Genomic DNA, 22,494 nt, shown 5'->3' with positions numbered 1-22,494 from the left:
GCGCGCCGGCCGGCCGACAGGTCCGTCCGCGCCGCGCCGTTTGCGTTTCGTCACACTCCATCACGCACTCCCGGGCACACAGGCTGACGGCAGCACTAAACGGCTCGGCGACATTTTGCAACATACTGTTTCAAATTCTCCATGGCGCTACTCGCAAGACTTGTTTTCCTCAACACTTTCAAGGTCGTAAATCGAAAAACTCCGCAAGTGCCTCCCGCACCTAAACTCCGCATCCGGCCTAATTCGCTCCTCTGCGGAGCGGTCCGTACCCGGCGCTTCATTGTTTAAGGGACAACAGACCCGCGACCGCCGGCCGGCGGCGCGTGAACGAGTGCCGGACTGCGGAGAACGCCGTGACTGTTGAGCCCGTTGCGATCATCGGAATGACCTGCCGGTTTCCGGATGCGCCCGACGTCGAGACCTTCTGGAAGAACCTCGTCGAGGGGCATGAGGCGATCCGCCCGCTCTCGCGCGAGGAGATGGAGCGCCAGGGCGTCGACCCGGCGCTCGCCGCACGGCCGGATTATGTGAACGCCGGCACGGTGGTTGCCGACGCCGACTGCTTCGATTTCGCCTTCTTCGGCTATTCGCCGCGCGAGGCAGAACTGATGGACCCGCAGCATCGGCTGTTCCTGGAGGAATGCCGGCGGCTGATGGACAGCGCCAACCTGACGCGCAGCGGCCTCAAGGTCGGCGCCTTCGCCGGCTGCCGCCAGAGCACCTACCAGCCGCTCCTGCCGCCGATCCGGGCCGAGGAGATCACCCGCACGGAAAGCTTCCAGCAGCTGATGGGCAACGACAAGGACTACCTCGTCACCCGCGCCGCCTACAAGCTGAACCTCACCGGTCCGGCAATGACGGTGCAGACCGCCTGCTCCAGCTCGCTCGTCGCCGTGCACCAGGCCGTCGAAAGCCTTTTGGCGCGCGACTGCGACGCGGCGCTTGCCGGCGGGGTCGCCATCTCCTTCCCGCAGGGCGCGGGCTATTTCCGCCAGTCCGGCATGATCTTTTCCGAGGACGGCCATTGCCGGCCCTTCAGCGCGGCCGGCACGGGCATCGTCGCCGGCAACGGCCTCGGCCTCGTCGCCCTCAAGCGGCTGGCGGATGCGGAGCGGGACGGCGACACGATCCACGCCGTCATCCTCGGCTCGGCCGTCTCCAACGACGGCAGCGCCAAGATCGGCTATACTGCGCCCGGCCGGGACGGACAGCAGCGCGCGATCCGTGAGGCGCTCGCCCGAAGCGGGGTTTCCCCCGCCGACATCGGCATGCTGGAGGCGCACGGCACCGGCACGCCGCTCGGCGATCCCGTCGAAATCGGTGCGATCTCGGAGATTTACCGCGCCGCCGGCGCTGATCCGCAGAACACGGCCCTTGGCTCGGTGAAGGGCAATCTCGGCCATCTCGATACCGCCGCGGGGGTCGCAAGCCTCATCAAGGCGACGCTTTCGGTGCGCGAGGCCCGCATTCCCGCAAGCCTCCATTGCAAGCCGGAAAATCCCCGCATCGATTTCGCCGCTTCCCCCTTCGACCTGGCCGTCGAAACGGCAGAATGGCCGGAGCGTTTCAAAAGGCGTATCTCGGCGGTCAGTTCCTTCGGCATCGGCGGCACCAATTGCCATATGATCGTCGCGGCCGCTCCGACACGGAAGGCATCGGCCGGGATCGCCCCGCCGCGACAGGTGCTCGTCTGGTCGGGCCATGGCGCGGAGACGCTCGGCGAAAGCCTTCCCCTCATCGCCGATCGGCTCGACGACGGCCGCCTCACCACCCAATGCGCGACCGCCGCGCTGCGCCGGCAGCATTTCGGCCATCGCATCGCCGTGACCGGACGGACGGCGGAAGAGCTTTCGGATGCGCTTCGGGCGGCAAGGCCCGCCAAGGCCGGCGGAGGCCGCACCGCCTGGATGTTCAGCGGCCAAGGCAGTCAATATGCGGGCATGGGCGCGGCGCTCCATCGCGAGAGCGCGCCGTTCCGCGACGCCATCGAAGCCTGCCTCGCCGGTTTCGCCGCGAACGGGATTTCCGATCTCGATCGCGTGCTATTCGATCCCGAGCGGGCGAGCGACCTCGACCGTACGCTCTATACCCAGCCGGCCCTCTTCAGCTGGCAATACGCCTTCGCCGAGATGCTGCACGGCTGGGACCTTGCGCCCGATCTCGTCTTCGGCCATTCGGTCGGCGAGTTCGCCGCCGCGGTGACGGCCGGGCTTTTGCCGCTCGACGCCGCCATCCGCCTCGTTGCGGCGCGCGCCCGGCTGATGGAGAACGGCACGGAACCCGGCGCGATGATCGCCCTCTCCCTGCCGGCGGAACAGCTCGAAACCCTGCTGAAAAACCATGCCGAGATCAGCCTCGCCGCCATCAACGGCCCCGATCGCTACAGCCTGAGCGGCCCGGAGCCTGCCGTGACAACGCTCGCCGCCGATCTCGCACGCCAGAAAATCGCCCACCGCCGCCTCGCGGTGAACCGCGCCTTCCACTCGCGGACCATGGAGGCGATCCGCGCCGACTTCACCGCAGCCTGCCCGGCACCACAGCAAGACGACGAGAGCTGCATCATGCTCTCGACGCTGACGGCCTATGCCGTCGAGCCTGAAGAACTCGACGCCGCCTATTGGTATCGGCAGCTGCGCGAGCCCGTGAATTTTTACGGCGCTGCGCAGCGGCTTGCCGAATTCGAGATCGACAATGTGCTGGAAATCGGCCCGGACGGCAGCTTCTCGCGTCTGCTCCGCAGCATGGAGCTGCCCCAGACCATCGGGACCGTCGTCGACAGGAACGAAGCGGACCTTGCCGCCGTCATCGCGGCACTCTACCGGCTCGGCTGTGACGAACCGGTAGAGTCTCTTTATCGCGCGTCCGGTGCGGCGTTCACCGAAATGCCCGCCATCCGCCTCGCCAAAAGCCGGTGCTGGCCGGATGGCGAAACCGTGGCAACCGCGCGCAGCGGCACGACGTCCGGCCTCGCGCCACTGCTTTCGCCCCTGTGGCAGCCGCTTGCAGGACGAAACAGCGGCTTCCGCCTTTCCTTCGCGCGCCCGCTGCCGCTGGCGGCCCGTCCCCTGCACGCAACGGACCGCCGCGGCTTCCTCGGCCGCGGCGCGGTCAGCCTCTCGCTCGAAGATGCGACGATCGACGCAACCTATGAGCCGGCCTGCGGGTCCGATCTGCCGGACGCCGCCTCGCTGCCGCTCGCCGCGTGGCTGGCAGCCGCCGCGAGCGCCGGCAGGGCGATTTCGGGCGGCTGGCTCTCGCCCGGCTGGCAGGCCGCGACGGATGTCAGGGAGGTGGAGGACGGCGCCTATCTCACCGATGGCCTGCGCTGCCTCGCCCGCCTCGATCTCGTCACGTCGGAAAGCGCCGAGGAAGACCAACCCGTCCAGCTCTGGCGCTGGCGCTGGCAGGAGCTTGCGCGCCTCTACCAGCAAAAGCTCAGCCGCTCGTCGATCGCGGCCGCCGAGGACTGGCTGATCGTTGGCGACAATGCGGTGGCAGGTGACCTCGCCGCCATCGGCCGCTGGATCGGCCACAACGTCATCCTGCGCGATGCGCCGGTCGACGGCGATTTCGCCCAGGTGGTGGATTGCCGCGGAGCCGGCGCAGCCGGCGCGTTCGCCGACGGCCATGCCCATCTCCAAACGGCGGTGACGCGCGCGCTCGAATGGCTGCGCTACGGCCTCGCCCACCCGGCTTGCCGCATCGCCAATCTCGTCTCGCATGCCTGCGACCCGTTCGACGCCACGGCCCTGGGGCCGGACTGGGCGGTCATGCAGCTCTGGCGCAGCCTGCGCAACGAGCAGCCCCACCTGCCGATCGCCTGCCTCGACATTGGCGACGCCACGGACATCGAGACGCTGGCGGCCCATCTCGAACACCTGCACGATCTCGGCGCTGCACTCGCCTTGAGGGGTGGAAAACTCTACGAGCCGACGCTGGAGAGCCACCCGGCGATCCGCGACACGGTGCCGCTCGCCTGGCCGCAAGACAGGCTGACTCTGATCGCCGGCTTCGGCGCGGTCGGCCGGGAACTCGCCCTGTGGCTCGCCGGTCAAGGATGCCGTCATCTCGCCATCGTCCTCCACCGCGCGCCGGACGCCGCGCAGGACGCCTGCCTTGCGGCCCTTTCCGCCGCTGGCGTCACCGTCACCATGGTCGAAGCCAGCCTCACCGATGTCGAAGCCCTGCGCAAAGGCATCGCCGCGCTCCCCCGGCCGGTCGGCCAGGTGTTCCACACCGCCCATGCCGGAACCAGCCAGTTGCTGGCCGACGAGACCGCGGAGCGCTTCGCCTCCGCCATCGCCGTGAAGGTGGCGGGCAGCCTTGCGCTCTACGAGGCCGTGGCGGACCAGCCGCTGGCGCTGTTCTGCCTCTTCAGTTCCGCCGCTTCGCTGCTCGCCATGCCGGGCGCGGCCTACAACGCCGCCAATGCCTGGCAGGATTCCTTCGCCGCCCATCTTCGCGCCAGGGGCGCGCCGGCGCTCTCCATCGCCTGGGGCCAGTTCGCCATGGACCGGCGCGCCGACAAGCTGGAGCAACTCGGCAAGACGAGCCTTCGCCCGATCCCCGCGGAGACCGGCTTTGCCGTGATGAACCGCCTCCTGAAGGACGGCGTGAGCGGCCTCGTGCCCATCTCGGTCGATCCGTCCGCCCTCGCCGCCGCGACGGGCGGCATGCCCGCGACGCGCGGGCTGCTGCGCCCGCTGCTCGCCGCCGAGATGGCGCGGGAGGAGGAAAGCGTGGTCGATCTCGCGCTCGGCGGCCTCTCCCAGGCCGAGCGCGCCGCGCGCATCGCCCACTATCTGCGCCAGGTCATCGGCAAGCGGCTGAAATTCGCCAGCGACGCGCTGGACGCCGCCAAGCCCTTGACCGAACAGGGTGTCGATTCCCTCATCTTCCTCGAACTCGTGCACATCATAAACGGCCAGTTCGCCCTGACGCTGCCACCGACCGCCGGCTACGAGCACGGCACGATCGACGCGCTGTCGAAACACATCGCCGGCCTCCTCGCCGAAGGCGACGACATCGATTTCTCCAGGCCGCTCGGCAAGGGCGAGATCGAGATTATCGCACGTCCGGAGGAGCGCTTCGAGCCGTTCCCGCTCACCGATCTGCAACAGGCCTTCTGGGTCGGCCGTAGCGGCGGCATGCAGCTCGGCAGCGTCTCCTGCCACGAATATATCGAGATCGATCTCGAAGACCTCGACGTCTCCGCGCTGGAGACGGCCTGGAACCGGCTGATCCGCCGCCACGAGATGATGCGCTGCATCATCACGCCCGCCGGCCGCCAGCGCATTCTCGAAACCGCGCCGCACTATGCCGTCAAGGAACGCGACCTCACCCGCCTCGCCGAGGCCGAACGCGACGAAAGGCTCGGCGCGATCCGCGAGCGCATGTCCTATCAGGTCTTCGATCCGCAGGCCTGGCCGCTCTTCGAGCTGACGGTGAGCCATCTGCCGGGCGGGCTGTCGCGCATCCATCTCGACATGGATCTCCTGGTCTTCGACATCCAGAGTTTTCGCGTGGTCTTCGGCGAGCTCGCCACGCTGCTCGCCGACCCCGATGCCGAACTGCCGGACCTTACCCTTTCCTTCCGCGACTATGTGCTCGCCGAGGAAGCCGCCCGCCGCGGCCCGCAATGGGAGCGCGCGAAAACATTCTGGCTGGAAAAGCTCGACACCATCCCGGCCGCACCCGACCTGCCGCTCCGCCGCGCACCGGCCGAGGTGACGCGCCCGACCTTCCGCACGCTCGACCATCGCCTGTCCTCCGCCCATTGGAAGCGGTTCCAGGCGCAGGCCGCCAAGCTCGGCCTGACGGCGAGCGGCGCGCTGCTCACCGCCTTCACCCATGTGCTGTCGACCTACAGTAAGGCCCCGGACTTCACCCTCAACATCACCTATTTCAACCGCAAGGCCGTGCATCCGCAGGTCATGGACATCTGCGGCGACTTCACCTCGCTGATGCTGCTGCCCGTCGCCGCGCGCGAGGGCGAGACCTTCCTTTCCGCCGCCCGCCGCACGCAGGACGACCTCTGGCAGGCCTTGGCTCACCGCGAATTCAACGGCATCCGCCTGATGCGCGAGCTCGGCCGCCACCGCAGGACGGGGGCCGACGGCGTCGACATGCCCGTGGTCTTCACCAGCATGATCGGCATGGATTTCGACGATCCCGCCCGCGCCGACTGGCCGCTGACCAGCCGCCAGGTCTTCCAGATCAATCAGACGCCGCAGGTTTGGCTCGACTATCAGGCGACCGAATATGGCGGGGCGCTGGTGACGCGCTGGTTCATCGCCGACGACCTGTTCGAACCGCGGCTGATCGAGGGCATGTTCCGCGCCTATACGGACTTTCTTCAGATGCTGTCCGAAGAGAACGGACTCTGGGAGACGCTGGTTCCGGACCTCCGCCCCGCCGAGGACCGCAGCCTCGCCGCCGGCCTCACCGTCGCCGGAGAGCGGCCTTCCGGCTCCCTCATGCCCTCGCTTCTGCAACGCAGCGCCGAGGCGCGGCCGGAGAGCGTCGCCATCCTCAGCCCGCAGGGCGACCGGACCTACGCCGCGCTCCGGGCCGACGTGAACCGCCTCGCGCACCACCTGATCGCGCTTGGCGTCAAGCCGTCCGAACCCGTCGCCGTGGTCATGGCGCGCCAGCCGGATGCGGTGCTCGCGGCCCTCGCGATCCAGGCCGCGGGCGCGTGCTACGTCCCCGTCAACGGCGACTACGAGAACGAGCGGCTTGCCGCCATCCTTCGCGACCTCTCGCCCTTCGCCGTGCTGACCAGCGGCGGCGGTCCCGCCCTGCCGCCCGAATTCCGTCGGATCGAGCTTTCGGGCCTTACCCTCGACGGCCTGCCGGAGACGGCCCCGGAACCGCGGCAGACGGAAACGGACCTTGCCTACATCATCTACACCTCGGGCACGACCGGCCAGCCGAAGGGCGCGATGCTCGACCATCGCGGCCCACTGAACACCATCGCCGCGCTCATCCGCCGCCTCGCCGTCACCGAGACGGACCGCACGCTCTCGCTCTCGGCCTTCCATCACGACATGTCGGTCTTCGACGTCTACGCCATGATGGCGACCGGCGGGGCCGTGATCCTGCCGGACCGCGAGCGCTCGAAGGACGCCATGCACTGGCTGGACCTCGTAAAGCGCCATCGCCCGACCATCATCAACGCCGTCCCGGCCTTCGTCTCCATGCTGCTCGACGCGCAGGCGCTGAGGGGGGCGGACCTGCCCGCCCCGCGCCATGTCATGATGGGCGGCGACTGGATTCCCCTTGAGTTGGTGCGCCGCATGAAGGCGCTGTGGCCGGACTGCGCGATCCACAGCATCGGCGGGCCGACGGAGACCGCGATCGTCTCGGCCTATTACCATCTCGCCGCGCTCGATCCGGCCTGGACGAAAATCCCCTATGGCCGCCCGCTGGAGAACCAGACCTGCCGCATCCTCAACCCGGCCGGACAGGAGTGCCCGACCGGCGTCGTCGGCGAGATCTGCACCGGGGGCCTTGCCATGTCGCTCGGCTACTGGCGCGACGAGGCGCGCACGGCGGAGCGCTACCGCCTGCATGTGCCGAGCGGCGAGCGGCTGTTCCACACCGGCGACCTCGGCCGGCTCGGCGCGGACGGCGAGATCGAGATCGTCGGCCGCATCGACAACCAACTGAAGATCAACGGCATGCGCATCGAGCCGAGCGAGATCGAGGCCGTGCTCGGAGAACATCCCCATGTGGCGGAGGCGGCCGTGGTCTATGGCGGCGCGCCGCTGAAGCAGCTGCACGCCTATTTCACCCTGACTGCCGATGCGCCGTCGCAGCGCGGCGAAACGAACGGCGACAACGGCTGGCACCGCGCGCTCACCGTGGGCGACTGGGCCTGCAACGACCTGCCCGACGATTTCGACCTCGACCGCTACGGCGCGCACTTCGCCGCCATGGAGCAACTCAGCACCTGGGTCATGCTCGGCGCGATGCAGGAGGCCGGCTATTTCCGCAAGGCCGGCGACACGGCGCGGGAGGACGAAATCTCGTCCGCCCTCAGTGTGAAGGAGAGCTACGCAAAACTCTTCCGAAGCTGGCTCGACGTGCTGGAGGCGGACGGCTATCTCGACCGCGCCGGGGACGTCTACCGCGCCACGCCGCGCATCGCCGAGGCCGACGGCCGCGCAGAATTGCAGGCCGGCATGGCAGCCCGCGCGGCGGCGGGGGCGGATTACGATCGCCGCATCTGGTCGCTTTACGAGCGCTGCATCGCCAATCCGCGCGCCCTGCTCGACGGCACGCTCAATCCGCTCGAGCTGATGTTCGAGGGCGGGCGCACCGATTTCGTCGAAAGCTGGTATCGCGAGAACCCGGTCTCGAAACACTTCAACATGGTGGCCGGCGAAACCGTGCGCGGCCTGTTCGAGGGCCACGATCCCGCCCGCCCCATCCGTATCCTGGAGTTCGGCGCCGGCATCGGCTCCGTCACGCATGACATCCTGAAGGCCTTGCCGCACGAAAACTTCACCTACACCTTCACCGACCTTTCACGCTACTTCCTCGAAAACGCGCAGAATGTCTTCGCCGACTGGCCGCAGATGCGCGTCGGCCTCTACGACATCAACGAAGACCCGGCGCTGCAAGGGCTGGAGCCCACCGCCTACGACCTCATCATCGGCGCGAATGTGCTGCACGACGCGATGGACGTGAACCGCAGCAGCCGGTTCATCCGCTCGCTGCTGAAGCCTTCCGGCCATCTCCTCCTGGTGGAAGGTACGCGCAATCCGCGCTTCCAGCTCGTCAGCCTCGGCTTCGTGGAAGGTCTCAGCCACTACGAGGACGAGCGGCTGGAAACCCATCTGCCCATGCTGAGCGCGGACGTCTGGCAGGCCATGCTTGAACGGGCCGGCTTTGCGCGCCGCACCGCGCTGCCGAAGCCGGGCAACCCGGTCGAGCGGATGAACTACCATGTCATCCTCGCGCAGAACGGCGATACGGCAACCGTCCTCTCCCGCGAGGCGCTCGACGCCTGGCTGAAAACCCGCCTGCCCGACTACATGGCCCCGCAGCAATGGCATCAGCTTTCCGCCATGCCGCTGACGGCCAACGGCAAGGTCGACCGATCGCGCCTCGCGGCCGCCGTCGAGAGCACGGTGCGCGAGGTCGAACAGGCCGATGATCCCCTTGCCGAAGGGCTGCAAACCACGCTTGCCGCGCTCTGGGGCGAGGTGCTGGGGCAGGAGATCGTCTCGGCCTCGGCGAATTTCTTCGTGCTCGGCGGCGATTCCCTGCTGATGACGCGGCTTTCGAGCCTCATCCAGCACCGCTTCGGCGTCGCGCCGGATCTCGCTTCGCTGCTGCGCGCGCCGCTCTTGAAGGATCAGGCGCGGCTCGTCGCCGATCTTCCGGCGGCGGAGGCCATCGAGGACGAAACCTTCGAAAGCGGAGTGATCTGATGACCGGCGCGGAACCGATGACGCTCGGCGAACTCAAGCGCCGCATGCAGGAAAGCCGCATCCGGCTGTGGGTGGCGGAGGGTGAATTACGCTATGCCGCCCCGCAGGGCTCGATGACCGCCACGCTGCGCTCGGCGCTCGGCCACCACAAGGCGGCGCTGATCGGCGAGCTGACGCAGGCCGCGCCCCTGCTTGTCGCGCGGCCGGAAGCGCGGCACGAGCCCTATCCGATGACCGACCTCCAGCAAGCCTATTGGGTGGGCGAGCATGGCGGCTACGCGCAATCGGCGATTCCCTGCTTCTTCCACCATTGCCGCTTCGAGGCGATGGAGCCGGAGACCGTGCAGGCGGCCCTCCAGCGCCTGCAACGCCGCCATGAGGCGCTGACCGCCCGCTTCCTGCCGAGCGGCGAACAGGTGATCCCGCCGCCCGGCGCAAACCCCTGCCGGCTTTCGGTGGTCGATCTTCGCGCGCTCGCGCCGGACGAAGCGGCATCGCGGCTCGGCGCGCTCTGCGAAGCCTATCCGGAAACGCTGCCGCCGCTGGAAAAGGGCCCGCCGCTCGCCGCCACGCTGGTCCGGCTCGACGGCAGCGACCGCCTCCTCATCGCCTTCCGCCTGATCGCGATCGACGGACCGTCGCTCGCCATGATCTTTCGCGATCTCCTGCGCTATCTCTTCGACGACCTCGCCGGGGACGAGCCGCCGCCGAGCCTCAGCCATCGCGACTACGTGCTCGCCCTGAAGGAAACGACGTCCGCCGAAAGCATCGCCTATTGGGACAAGACCCTGCCAACGCTGCCCGGCCCGCCGGACCTGCCGGCGACGGGGGAAACGCCGCTCTGGTCGGATTTCCGACGCCTCGCCGGCAAGCTCGACGCCGAACGCTGGCGGCGCCTCAAGAGCCGGGCGGCCGAACAAGGCGTCACAGCCAATGCGGCCATGCTGGCGCTCTATGCCGCAGCGTTGCGGCCCTTCGCCACGCACCCGGATTTCACGCTGAACGTGCTGGCGAACCACCGGCCCTTCCAGCATCCCGAGCTTTCGCTGATGACCGGCAATTGCTCGAACACGACGCTGATCGACTGCACGGGAACGGGCAGCTTCCCCGATCAGGCACGGCGGCTTCAGGCGCTGATGGCCGAACGCCTCGCCCATGCGAGCGTCAGCGGCGTCTCGCTGATCCGCCGGCTGCAACTTTCCGCGAGCGCCGAGACGCCCGCCGCCCCCTTCGTCTTCACCAGCGGCATCAGCAGCGGCCGCCCGGTCCTGCCGGACGAACACACGAGCCGCTTCGAACTTGTCGGCAGCCACCTGCGCACGCCGCAGGTTTCGATGGACCATCAGGTCATCGAGAACCATGAGGGCCTGATTTACTACTGGGACTATGTGACCGGCGTCTTCGCCGAGAACCTTCCGGAAACGATCTTTGCCCGCTACGAGGCGGCGCTCCTGGCGCTCGTCGATGATCCGTCCGCATGGCTCCGCGACGATCCGGCAGAGGCCGAGGCGCCTTCCCTCCACGCCCTTGCCGAAGATCATCCGGACGACCGCGCCGGCACGCTGCCCGACCTCTTCCTCGCGACAGCGCAGGCGAGCCCGTCGGCCACCGCGATCATCGACGCCGAGGGTGCGGCCCTCACCTATGCCGACCTGCGCCGGAAGGCTGAAGCGGTCGCCGCAGCGCTCCTTGCCCGAGGCGCACAGGCGGGCGACATCGTCGGGATCGCGCTGCCGAAAGGCCTTGCCCAGATCGTCGCCGTCGTCGGCGTCAGCCTCGCCGGCCTCGTCTGGCTGCCGCTCGACAGCCGCCTGCCCGTCGAACGGCGCAACACCATCCTCAACCACAGCGGCTGCCGCTGGCTGATCGCCGACGACCCGCGCGACCTGCCCGCGGATGCGCGCGCCGTGACGGCCGATGACATCGCGGCGCATGCGGATGAAGCCGTCATCCCGCCCCGCCGCGAGCCCTCGGATCGGGCCTATGTCATCTACACGTCGGGCTCCACCGGCGCACCGAAGGGCGTGGTGATCAGCCATGCCGCCGCACGCAACACGATCCTCGACATCAACCGGCGCTTCGCCATCACGGCGGCAGATCGCGTGCTCGCGCTTTCCGCCCTGAGCTTCGACCTCTCGGTCTACGATATCTGGGGCACGCTCGCCGCGGGCGGGGCCATCGTCGTCCCGGTGGACAGCGAATTCCCCGACCCGCACGCGACGCTCGCCCTTTGCGCCCGCGCCGGCGTCACCGTCTGGAATTCCGTGCCGGCCCTCATCGACATGGCGCTCAGCGCCGCACGCCGCCGACCCGCGCAGGAATTGTCGCAGCTGAAGACCATCATGCTCAGCGGCGACTGGATTCCCCTGCCGCTCGCCCGCCGCCTGCGTGCGGACTATCCCGAAACGCGCCTTTGGAGCCTCGGCGGCGCGACGGAGGCGTCGATCTGGTCGAATTTCTATCCGGTCGAAACGGTCGAAAATCACTGGACCTCCGTGCCCTACGGTTTTGCGCTGGCCGGCCAGCAACTGCATGTGCTCGATGCACGCGGCCGCCCCTGCCCGGCGGGCGTCACCGGCGAAATCCACATCGAGGGTTTCGGGCTTGCCGAGGGCTACCTGAACGACGCGGCCAAGACCGCCGCGAGCTTCATCCGCCACGCCAGCGGCCGGCGGCTTTACCGCACCGGCGATCTCGGCCGGATCATGCCCTGCGGCGCGATCGAATTCCTCGGCCGCAAGGATTTTCAGATGAAGATCCGCGGCCACCGCATCGAGGCGGGCGATATCGAGGCGCATCTGACGCGCCACCCCGACGTGGATCAGGCGGTCGCCCTTGCCGTACCGGGGCCGGACGGCGCATCCATGCTCGTCGCCTGCCATACCGGCGCGGCCAAGCCGTCGATCCCGCTCGCCGCCTGGCTTGCCGAGCGCCTGCCGCGCTACATGGTGCCCGACCGCTTCGTCCATCTCGACGCCCTGCCGCTCAGCGCCAACGGCAAGCGCGACCGCAAGGCCGCCGCCGCGCTCGTCGCCGCCGGCCTCACGCATACGGACACAATGGAAAAACCGGCGCTCGGTGAAACGCTTGGCCCGCTTGCCAGCCTCTGGGCCGAGGTCACCGGCCGCATGCCGCTTTCGCCGGACGAGAATTTTTTCCAGAGCGGCGGCAACTCCCTGCTCGCCGTCCACCTCGCCCGCGCGATCTGCGAGCGTTTCGGCGTGGAGATCGGCCTTGCCGAAATTTTCCGCGAACCGACGCTCGGCGGCCTCCAGGCGGCGATCGCCAGCCGCAGCCCCGCCGCCGAAAGCGCCCTTCCCCAAGAAACCCGACGAGCCGCCTCATGACCTGCCTTCCCTTCTCCGACACGAAACCGCTCGCGACCGTCGATCTCTTCTGCCTCACCTATGCCGGCGGCAGCACGGCGGTCTATCGCGACTGGAACCGCCTCTTCCCGGACTGGATATCCGTGCGCCCCGTCGAATATCCCGGCCGCGGCACGCGCATGGGCGAGCGGCTGGAAAGCGACCCGGCCCGCCTCGCCGACCAGTTGCTCGCCGAACTGAGACCGCATCTTGCGCGCCCCTTCGCGCTCTTCGGCCACAGCCTCGGCGCGGCGCTCGGGTACCGCATCGCGCTCGGCCTGATGGAGAACCTGCCGCCGCTCGCCTTCTTCCCCTCCGGCCGGCACAGTCCGGATTGCGAGGACCCCGCGCCGAAACGCGCCCATCTTGACGACGCCGGCCTGCTCGATGAGGTGCGCGCGCTCAACGGTTCGCCCCGCGAGGTGCTGGATAACCGGGAACTGATGGCGCTGCTGCTGCCGATCATCCGCAGCGATTTCCGGCTCAGCGAGACGATCCGCGCCGAACGGGACGCCCGCCCGCTCGCCTGCCCGCTGCATGTCTTCGGCGGCACCGGCGATCCGGAAGTGCCGGTCGAGGGCATCGGGCGGTGGCGCACCATCGCGGCCGGCGATTTTTCGCAGACGCTGATCGAGGGCGACCATTTCTTCCTGCACCACGCCGGGCATGTGCAGACGATCGCCGACCGCATCGCCACCGTGCTGGCCCCGCTCGCGGCAAGCCAGCCCGCCGCGCGGCGGCGCGCCTAGCGAAGGAGAACACGATGTCCCGCCCCTTCTGCCAGATCGTCGGGTTCGGCCCGGCCTGCATAAGCCTCCTCGTCAGCGCCGACCGGCGCGGGCTTCTGCCGGACTTGCTGGCGCGCGGCCTCGTCATCCACGAGCGGCGAGCCGGCGATGAAGAGTTGCTGCTCGCCGGCGCCAACTACGATATCCCCTCCAATTCCGACGCCAGCGACTTCCTCGACGGCATTTCCGCAGACGGCCTCTTCGCCCCGGTTCTCGACAGCGCGCCGGCTCGTCTGATCCGCGCCCGTGGCACGCAATCCGTGCCGCTCCAGCTGGTAGCCCTCCTGACCGCCGAACTGCGCCGCACCTTTCTTGACGCCGCCGGACGACATCCCAACCTGCACATTCATCGCGGCCATGCCACCCGGGAGATCACGCAATCGTCATCGGGCTGGGAGGCGCATTTCGACAACGGCCCCTGCGTCGAAAGCCGGATCGCCGTGCTCGCCGCTGGCAGCACGCCGCATCTTGCCCCCGATCTCCGGCGCATTACCGGCGAGGCCGGCGTGCCGCTCCTCCATTCGGAGGAAACGCTGCGGCCCGTCGACCTTCAAAATCTTCTGCCGGAAAACGCCCGGCGCATCGTCGTCGTCGGCGCGTCGCACAGCGCCTTCTCCGTGCTGCACAAGCTGATCGAGGCCCTTCCCGAGCGCGACACGGCGTTGACGCTCCTCCATCGCACGCCGATCCGCCGCATGCACCGCAGCGCCGCGCTGGCCGAGGCGGCCGGCGAAACCTTCGATCCCGTCGCCGACGTCTGCCCTTCCAGTGGCCGCGTCTTCCGCTTCCAGGGCCTCTACACCCGCTCGAAGGCGCTCTACGAGCAGATCCTCGCCGGGCGGCACCCGGCGGTCACGCTCCGCCATTGCCCCGATCCGGCGGAGGCCGAAGCGGTGCTGCGCGGCGCGGACGTCGTGATCGCGGCGACGGGCTACCGCCCGAACATCCCGCTGCTCGCCACGGCGGCGGGCCGACCGATCCGCATCGGCCGCAACGGCAGCGCGGCGCTTGTCGACGCCTCCGGGCATCTCTGCGACACGCAGAAGCGGTCCTTGCCGGGCCTCCTCGGCATCGGCCTCGGCTTCGGGCGCATCCGCTCGGATATCGGCGAGCCGTCCTACCGGGGCGCGGCCGTCGGCATCAACATCTTCCAGGGCCCGGACGGCGACGCGCTCTGCGACAGCATCCTCTCGACACTCCAACAACAGGCAGGAGAACCTCTTGGCAAAGAGTATTCTTAAGGAATGGGCCGGGCGCTTCCGCAGCGAAGCCACCGGCGTTTCGGCGAAGACGGAATGGGCCGACCAGCTCACCCGCGCCCGCAACGCCGGCCCGCGCATGACCAATCAGACCACCATCGACCCCGCCCGCCACGGGCCGGGCACGCTCGCCGTGCATGCCGGCACCTATAACGACCCGATCACCGGGGCGGTCGGCACGCCGGTCTTCGCCGCCACCACCTTCCTTTTCCAGAAGGAAAGCTACGAAGCCTTCGACCAGGGCATGATCCGCGACTACCCGATCTACACCCGCTACGGCAACCCGAACCAATGGGCCGTGCAGGAGAAGGTGGCCGCGCTCGAACACGCCGAAAGCGCCATCGTCTTCTCCTCCGGCATGGCGGCGATCAGCACGACGCTTCTCGCGCTCACCAACAAGGGCGGGCACATCGTCACCGCGCGCGACCTCTACGGCGGCAGCTACAACCTGATGCGCGAGGACATGCACCAGTTCGGCCGCGAGGTGACCTTCGTCGACCCGATGGATATCGACGCGATCACGGCGGCGGTGCGCAGCAACACGGAGGTGCTGTTCTTCGAGACGCTGACCAATCCGCTCCTGAAGTTCGCCCCTGTCAAGGCGCTCGCCAAGCTCGCCGCCGAGAACAACATCTTCCTCGTGCTCGACAACACCTTCCTCTCGCCCTGCTGCCTGACGCCGATCGACGACGGCGCGCATGTGGTGATCCACAGCGGCACGAAATATCTCAACGGCCACAGCGACCTCATCGCCGGCACCGCCGCCGGCAGCCGCAAATATCTCGACATGATCTGGGCGCAGATGCTCAAGCTCGGCGGCAGCCTCAATCCGCAGGATTGCGCCATCCTCGAACGCGGCATGAAGACGCTGGCGCTACGCATGAAGGCGCATACGGAAAACGCGTTGGCGCTCGCCGAATGGCTCTCCCGCCATCCCGCCGTCGCCCACGTCTACCACCCCGCTTTGCCGGGCTATCCTTATTCTTGGGCGGCGGAATCGCTTGCACGCGGCAGCGGCGGGATGGTCTCCTTCGAGGTGAAGGGCGGCGACAAGGCGGGGCTGAAGCTGATGGAGAACCTGAAGCTCGTCCATGCGGCGACCAGTCTCGGCGGCGTCGAATCGCTCATCAGCATGCCGTTCAACACCAGCCACAGCAGCCTCATCGACCGGCAGCGGCGCGAGGTCGGCATCAATCCCGGCCTGATGCGGCTTTCCGTCGGCATCGAGGACATCGAAGACCTCAAGGCCGACCTCGACCGCGCGCTCGGCGCAATCGGAGACATCAGACAATGAAGAACGGCATCAACGTCGCCGCCGTCAGCGAACTCGTGCACGAAATCCGCAAAGTGCCGGGCGAAAGCGAGATCTTCTACGGCGTCGACCTCGAATGGCTCGGCGGCCTCACCATGGACATCCGGACAAAACCGCTGCGCTTCGGCAGCAAGCGGCTCGGCCGGGATTTCTCCTTCCGCGTCAGCCATCACGACGATCCGAGCCCGGAAGCGGCCCCGACGCCTGCGGATTATTTCACCACCGGCCTCGGCTCCTGCGTCGCCAACATCCTCGTGCAGGGCGCGTCTTACAAGGGCATGACCATCGACAAGCTCCAGGTGGACACGGTGACGCAGCGCAGCGGCGGGACGCTTTCCGGCACCGCCGTGACGGTAAAACTGAAGGCGGACGGCAGCTGGTTGCAATACAAGCAGATGATGATGAACGTCGCGCGCTTTTCGCCGAACTACATCACCGTCACCCTGCCGAACCGCATCGACCTCACCTATCGCCACGTCCCCTCCGCCTTCCGCAAGAACGGCTCTGCGGCGAACGGCGACGGCCATGCGGCGGCGACCGCCCAGGCGGGCTCCAACGCCCCGATCCATCTCGGCGTCGACATCGCCTGGCGCAACGCCACCCAGTTCGACGTGTCGCTGCGCGAGAGGCAGTACCAGGACGAGCGCTGGTCGCTGCCCGCCCGGTTTTCCGTCGATCAGCCGGCCCCGGCGCTCGGGCTCAACGAAGCGCCCAACCCGCAGGAATATCTGCTCGCCGCCGTGCTCTCCGACCTCGCCCAGCAGCTCGTCATCGTCTGCCGCGAGCGGGGCAAGCCGCTGCGCCAGCTCAACGCCTCCATGCGATGCCGGCTGGATATGCGCGGCTGCTTCAACATCTTCGACAAGTCGGCCGTGCAGCTTCAGGACAATCACGTCGAGATCGCCGCCGTCAGCGACAACAGCGAAGAGGAGATGAAGGATTTTCTCAAGCAGGCGCAGGCCGCCTCCGCCTGCTGGCAGGGTTTCGTCAACGCGACGCCCGCATCGCTGGATCGAGCCGGCTGAGCTCGGCAAGAACCGCTTCGAGGTCGCCGGCGTTCTCGCAAACGGCGATCTCGGGCACCGAACCATCGGCGGCGACGGCGAGCACATGCCCGTCGCCCAGCCGACGCCAGACGCCGGAAAAATGATCCGCGGGAAGGCGCGCCGCGAACCCTGCACCCTCTGCCGTCACGGTCACGCTCTCAGGCGGAATCGCGAAGCCCGCGCCATGCGCCTTGAGAGCGGCTTCCTTCGCCGTCCAGATCTGCAGGTGACCAATGGCGCCCGCCGCGATCTCGGACGGCGCGAGGAACGAGGCGGCGATCTCATCCCAGAAATGCTGCGGCCGGTCTGCCTCCACATCGACGCCGATCCTGCCCGACCGGGACAGCGCCACGGCCACCCAGCCGCCGCCATGGGAAAGATTGAAATCGAGCGAACCCGTATCGGCAAGGAACGGTTTGCCCCCGGGCCTGCGCGAAAAGGATAGGCTGGCGGGATTTCGCCCCGTCGCCGCGCTGAGCAGCCGCCGCACCAGCCCATGCGCTGCGCGATACCGCTCCGTATCCTCCGGCTTCAGGAAACGCCCCGCCTGGGATCGCTCGGCGGAATCCAGCACGGCGTCCGGATCGAAGCTGCCGAGAACGGCGGAAACCGGCATGGCGACGGCGACACCCGCGCACAGCCATTCTCCATCCGCCGTCTTCGACCACTCGAACATTGCGTCCAGTCACTCCGCCAAGGGCACTTATTTCTCCGCATCTGGTCGGACAGGAAGCGCCGAGCAAGCTTAGGATGCCCTCGTTCCGGAAACAAGGCCGGATCACATATTCGTAAATTGAATCATCCACTTAACCGTGGAATGCAGACGTGTGCCCGATGATCGACCCCGCTCCCTCGAAAATTCTTGCCCCGGCGCAGCCGAAGCACGGGCCATCCGCGTGACCGGCGTGGCGGCGCACGACATGCAAGAGGTCTCGGAAGCAATGGACGAACGGGTCGCCGTCATCGGCCTCGCCGGCCGCTTTCCCGGCGCGCCGGATGTGCACGCCTTCTGGAAGATGCTGGAGGCCGGCGCGTCGGGCCTTACGCAGGTGGAAAGCCGGCCGGATGTGGTCGGTGCGCGCTTCGCCCTTGCCGACAAGGAGTGCTTCGACGCCGCCCTCTTCGGCTTCGCGCCCTCGGAAGCAGCGCTGATGGACCCGCAGCAGCGCGTCTTCCTCGAAACGGCGTGGCACGCCATGGAGGACGCCGGCTACGGCGCGGGCGATGGCGGGCGCGTGACCGGCGTCTTCGCCGCCGCCGGGTTCGGCGATTATGTGCTGCGCCATGTGGGCCTGCGCTCCTATGCCGACAGCGCCGCCGACTATTTTGCCATGCTGATCGGCAACGACAAGGATTTCCTCGCCTCCCGCGTCGCCTATCTGCTCGACCTGAAGGGGCCGGCCGTCGTGGTGCAGAGCGCCTGCTCCAGCGGGCTGCTTGCCGTCCACCAGGCCGTCCAGTCGCTGCTGTCGCGCGAGATCGACATGGCGCTTGCCGGAGCCGTCTCCATCTCGATGGACATCGAAGAGGGCTACCATGCTGATCCCGGCGGGCCGATGTCGCCGACCGGCATGATCGCGCCCTTCAGCGCGGGCGCGAACGGCATCGTCGGCGGAAACGGCGTCGCCGCCCTCGTCCTGAAACGCCTCGGCGATGCCGAGCGGGACGGCGATTTCATCTACGCGGTCATCGAGGCCAGCGCCGCCAACAACGACGGGCGCGAGCGCGGCAATTTCACCGCGCCGGGCATCGCCGGCCAGAAGCGGGTTCTCTCCGAGGCGCTCGGCCTCAGCGGCCTTTCCCCCGCCGACGTCAGCTATATCGAGGCCCACGGCACCGGCACGCCGATCGGCGACCCGATCGAGATGGATGCCATCCGCGCCGTCTACGGCCATGGCGGGGCGCCGTGCCTCATCGGCTCCGTCAAAGCGAACACCGGCCATCTCAACACGGTGGCCGGGCTCGCCGGCCTCATCAAGGCCATCGGTATCGTGCGCACCGGCCTGGTACCGCCGACACTCAACTTCACCACGGCCAATCCGCTGCTGGATCTTGCCGGCTCGCGCTTTTCCATCTGCGATCGCCCGACGCGCCTTCCCCCCGCCGAGCGCCATGTCGCGGCCGTCAGCTCCTTCGGCTTCGGCGGCACCAATGTGCACATGCTGCTCTCCAGCCCGCCCCGCCGCGATGCGATCGCGGCGGAGGAGCCCGCGCTTCTCTGCTGGTCCGCCCGCACGCCGGATGACCTTGCGGCCATGGAGCGATCCCTCGCCGCCGCCTGGACCGCCGACAGCGGCGCAAGCCTCGTCGATCAGGCCGGGACGCTGCTGTTCGGCCGCCGGCACTTTCCGCACCGCCGGGCGCTCACGGCCCGCAACCCCGCGGAGGCGCTGCGCAAGCTGGAAGCCGGCGCCGCCACCCATTCCGCCGTGGCCGCACCTAGCCGGCCGATCTTCCTCTTCCCCGGCCAGGGCACGCAATTCGCCGGCATGGGCCGCCCCTTCCACGACAGCCTGCCGGTCTACCGCGAGACGCTGGACCGGTGCGCCGCCCTGATCGAACCTATGCTGGGAGAGGACATCCGCCCCCTGCTCTTCGGCGCCGAGGACGACGCGCTGAAGCCGACGCTGGTCACGCAATTCGCCCTGTTCGCGACGGAATACGCCCTCGCCCGCAGCCTGATGGCGGCCGGCCTCACGCCTGCCGCTCTGCTCGGGCACAGCATCGGCGAATATGTCGCCGCCTGCCTTGCCGGCGTCTTTTCGCTGGAGGACGCGCTCCGGCTCGTCCATGCCCGCGCGCGGCTGATGTCACGCCTGCCGGCGGCCGCCATGCTGTCCGTTCATGCCGGAAGGGAAGCGCTCGTACCCTATCTGCGGGACGGCAGCGTATCGCTCGCCGTCGTCAACCGCCACGATCGCTGCGTCGTCTCCGGTGCGCCCGAAGCCCTCGGCACCCTTGCGGACACGCTCGCCGCCGAGAGCATCGCGACGCGCATGCTGGCCGTCTCGCATGGCTTCCATTCCCACCTGATGGAACCGATCCTCGAGGAGTTCGCAGCGGCCTGCAGCACCGTCGCCTTCGCTGCACCGTCGATCCCCGTGCTCAGCAACACCAGCGGCGATGTCGCGGACGCAACGGAGATCACCGCCCCGGACTACTGGGTCCGGCATCTGCGCCAGACCGTCCGCTTCTCCGACAACGTCGCCAGCCTCGCCCGCCTGTGGCCCGGCGCGACCTGCCTGGAGCTCGGCCCCGGCACGAGCTGCACCGCCGCCGTCACGGGCGCCGCCGCAGATCTTCGCGCCCTGCCGACACTCGCCTCGAACGCCTCGCAAACGGAAGACCTCCTGTCGGCGCTCGGCCGGCTCTGGGTGGAGGGGCACGACGTCGACCCCGACCTCCTGATGCTGTATCGCGCTTGGCGGCGCACGCCGATGCCGGGCTATCCCTTCCAGCGCGTGGTCCATCTGCTGCCGCAGATAGTGCCGGGGCGGGAAAGCATGGCGAACCGGTCGCGGATCCTGCCGCCCGACGAATGGTTCCATGCCCCGCAATGGCGCACGCTGGCCTTGCCGAAGACTCCTTCAACGCCGGACCGCGGGCCACGCGTGCTCTTCCTGCCCGAGGGCGAGGCGGGGCTGGCCGGCCGCGGCGATATCCGCATCCACCCTGGCGAACACTATGCCGCGCTGCCGGACGGCGGGTTCCGGCTTCGTCCGGGACATGCCGGCGACTTTTCGAAGCTTGCCGACGCCTTGCAGGCGCGTGGCGTCACCGGCGCGAACTGCCTCTTCGGCTGGCTGATGGACGAGAAGGCCGACGCCCGAACGCATGGCCATGACAGCCTCGTGCGCCTTGTCCAGGCCTTTGCCCCCGCCGGCCTTCTCTCCCATATTGTCCTCTGCACGCGCACGCTTACCGCGCTCTGCGGCGACGAGTCGCCCGATGCGGAGCAGGCGCTTGCCCTCGGGGTTCTGAGAGCGATCCCGTTCGAGCAGGCCGGCCTTCGTGCAACCTGGCTGGATGCCGACCGGCTCCCCGCTCAGCCCGACCTCGATCGGCTGGAGGCGGTGCAGACCGCAGGCGGCGGCCTGTATGCCGGCGCCTTCGCCCTGCGTCGCGGCCGCTTCTGGCGGAGGGACGTTCCGCCGGTCGCGCTTGCGCCGGCGACGCTTCCCGACGTCATCCGCCCCGGCGGAACCTATCTCGTCGCCGGCGGCAATGGCGGGCTCGGCCGCCGCTTGGTCCAGGCGCTTGCCGCCGAGGGCTGCCATGTCATCGTCATCGCCCGATCGCTCGACGAAGACGCCCCGCATTTCGCCGAATGCCGGCGAAACGGCGGTCGTCTCACCCTCATACGGGGTTCCGCCGCAGACCGGGATCTCCTGCGCTCCGTCGCCGCGAGGCTCGTCGCGGCGGGCGAACGGCTCGACGGCATCTTTAACCTCGCCGGCCGCTATATCTCCCAAACGATCGCGGACATGACGCTCACCGGGACGGACGGCAACCGCCCCGCGAAGGTCGAAACGACGCGCGCGCTTCTCGACGTCTTCGGTCCAATGGAACCGGATTTCCTCGTCGCCTTTTCCTCGCTCGCCGGCGAAACCTCGGGCTACGGCAACAGCGACTACATGGCCGGCAACCTGTTCCTCGATTTTCTTGCCGAAAGCCGGGGGCCAGGCCCGCGCCTCGTCAGCATCGGCTGGGACAACTGGCGGGAGGGCGCGTTCGGGGCCGCGCAGGACGACGGAAAGACGCTTTTCGCCGGTGCGGCGGCCGACTCCATCGGCGTCGAGGCGGGCCTTGCCGCCCTCTGGCGGATCATCGCGAGCGGCCTCTCCCACGTGATCGTCACGCCGCGCAATCTCGACGACCGCCTGCGGGAAACGAGCGAGGCCGCCCGGCAACACCTGGAGCGCATGGCCACGCCCACGCAGCCGGCCACCATCGCGGCGGACGAGGGCTCCCCGCAGGAACGGGCAGTGCGGCTGCTGTTCGCGCAGACGCTGGGCCTTCCGGGCGTCGCCCCCACGGACGACTTCCTGCAGCTCGGCGGCGACTCCATCCTCGCCGTCCGCTTCCTCTCGAAACTGCGCCGCATCTTCCAGGTCGAGTTGGGGCTACCGGATTTTCTTTCGAACCGGACGGCCGCCCTTCTGTCGCGCCGGCTGGAAGCCGTCGCCGGGACGGAGCAGGTCGCCCTCGCCTACCTCCATATTCACGCCCTCCCGGACGCCGAGCGGCAGACGCTCGCGCGCCAGGTCGCCACAGCCTGAGACGG

At 68.5% G+C, this 22,494-nt stretch carries 8 protein-coding genes; 7 read left to right on the top strand and 1 reads right to left on the bottom strand.

Going from position 1 to position 22,494, the window contains the following annotated elements:
• Window positions 1-353 precede the first annotated feature (353 nt).
• From AABQ55_RS28550 to AABQ55_RS28525, 6 genes are read left to right on the top strand one after another with little or no spacing between them, the layout of a single operon-like run.
• Window positions 354-9,440 carry a non-ribosomal peptide synthetase/type I polyketide synthase gene (locus AABQ55_RS28550; RefSeq protein WP_272808165.1) on the top strand — a complete coding sequence of 3,029 codons (9,087 nt, stop codon included), beginning with the start codon at window positions 354-356 and terminating at the stop codon, window positions 9,438-9,440.
• Window positions 9,440-12,787: a non-ribosomal peptide synthetase gene (locus tag AABQ55_RS28545; RefSeq protein WP_272808166.1), complete on the top strand. Its 3,348-nt coding sequence runs from the start codon at window positions 9,440-9,442 to the stop codon at window positions 12,785-12,787. The genes AABQ55_RS28550 and AABQ55_RS28545 overlap by 1 nt, the downstream gene beginning before the upstream one ends.
• Window positions 12,784-13,554 (top strand): thioesterase II family protein, encoded by a 771-nt coding sequence (locus AABQ55_RS28540; protein WP_272808167.1) that lies wholly within the window; start codon window positions 12,784-12,786, stop codon window positions 13,552-13,554. The genes AABQ55_RS28545 and AABQ55_RS28540 overlap by 4 nt, the downstream gene beginning before the upstream one ends.
• A 14-nt stretch (window positions 13,555-13,568) precedes the next feature.
• Window positions 13,569-14,834, top strand: coding sequence for a SidA/IucD/PvdA family monooxygenase (locus tag AABQ55_RS28535; RefSeq protein ID WP_272808168.1), 1,266 nt, complete (start codon window positions 13,569-13,571; stop codon window positions 14,832-14,834).
• Window positions 14,815-16,146: a trans-sulfuration enzyme family protein gene (locus AABQ55_RS28530; protein WP_272808169.1), complete on the top strand. Its 1,332-nt coding sequence runs from the start codon at window positions 14,815-14,817 to the stop codon at window positions 16,144-16,146. The genes AABQ55_RS28535 and AABQ55_RS28530 overlap by 20 nt, the downstream gene beginning before the upstream one ends.
• On the top strand, window positions 16,143-17,189 hold the full coding sequence (locus AABQ55_RS28525) for an OsmC family protein (RefSeq protein WP_272808170.1): 1,047 nt from the start codon (window positions 16,143-16,145) through the stop codon (window positions 17,187-17,189). Before AABQ55_RS28530 ends, AABQ55_RS28525 begins: the two co-directional genes overlap by 4 nt.
• Here AABQ55_RS28525 and AABQ55_RS28520 read toward each other — a convergent pair.
• Window positions 17,152-17,886 (bottom strand): 4'-phosphopantetheinyl transferase family protein, encoded by a 735-nt coding sequence (locus AABQ55_RS28520; RefSeq protein ID WP_272808171.1) that lies wholly within the window; start codon window positions 17,884-17,886, stop codon window positions 17,152-17,154. The two genes, AABQ55_RS28525 and AABQ55_RS28520, sit on opposite strands and share 38 nt — an antisense overlap.
• Window positions 17,887-18,151: 265 nt before the next feature.
• Here AABQ55_RS28520 and AABQ55_RS28515 point away from each other — a divergent pair, with 265 nt between their 5' ends.
• Window positions 18,152-22,489, top strand: coding sequence for an SDR family NAD(P)-dependent oxidoreductase (locus AABQ55_RS28515; protein WP_272808172.1), 4,338 nt, complete (start codon window positions 18,152-18,154; stop codon window positions 22,487-22,489).
• Window positions 22,490-22,494: the final 5 nt, after the last annotated feature.

The organism is Shinella sp. WSD5-1, from assembly GCF_963942435.1.
In the GTDB taxonomy this organism is placed as follows: Bacteria; Pseudomonadota; Alphaproteobacteria; order Rhizobiales; family Rhizobiaceae; genus Shinella; species Shinella yambaruensis.
The sequence above is the reverse complement of the archived record's forward strand: the minus strand, read 5'-3'. Positions and strand labels throughout refer to the sequence as shown.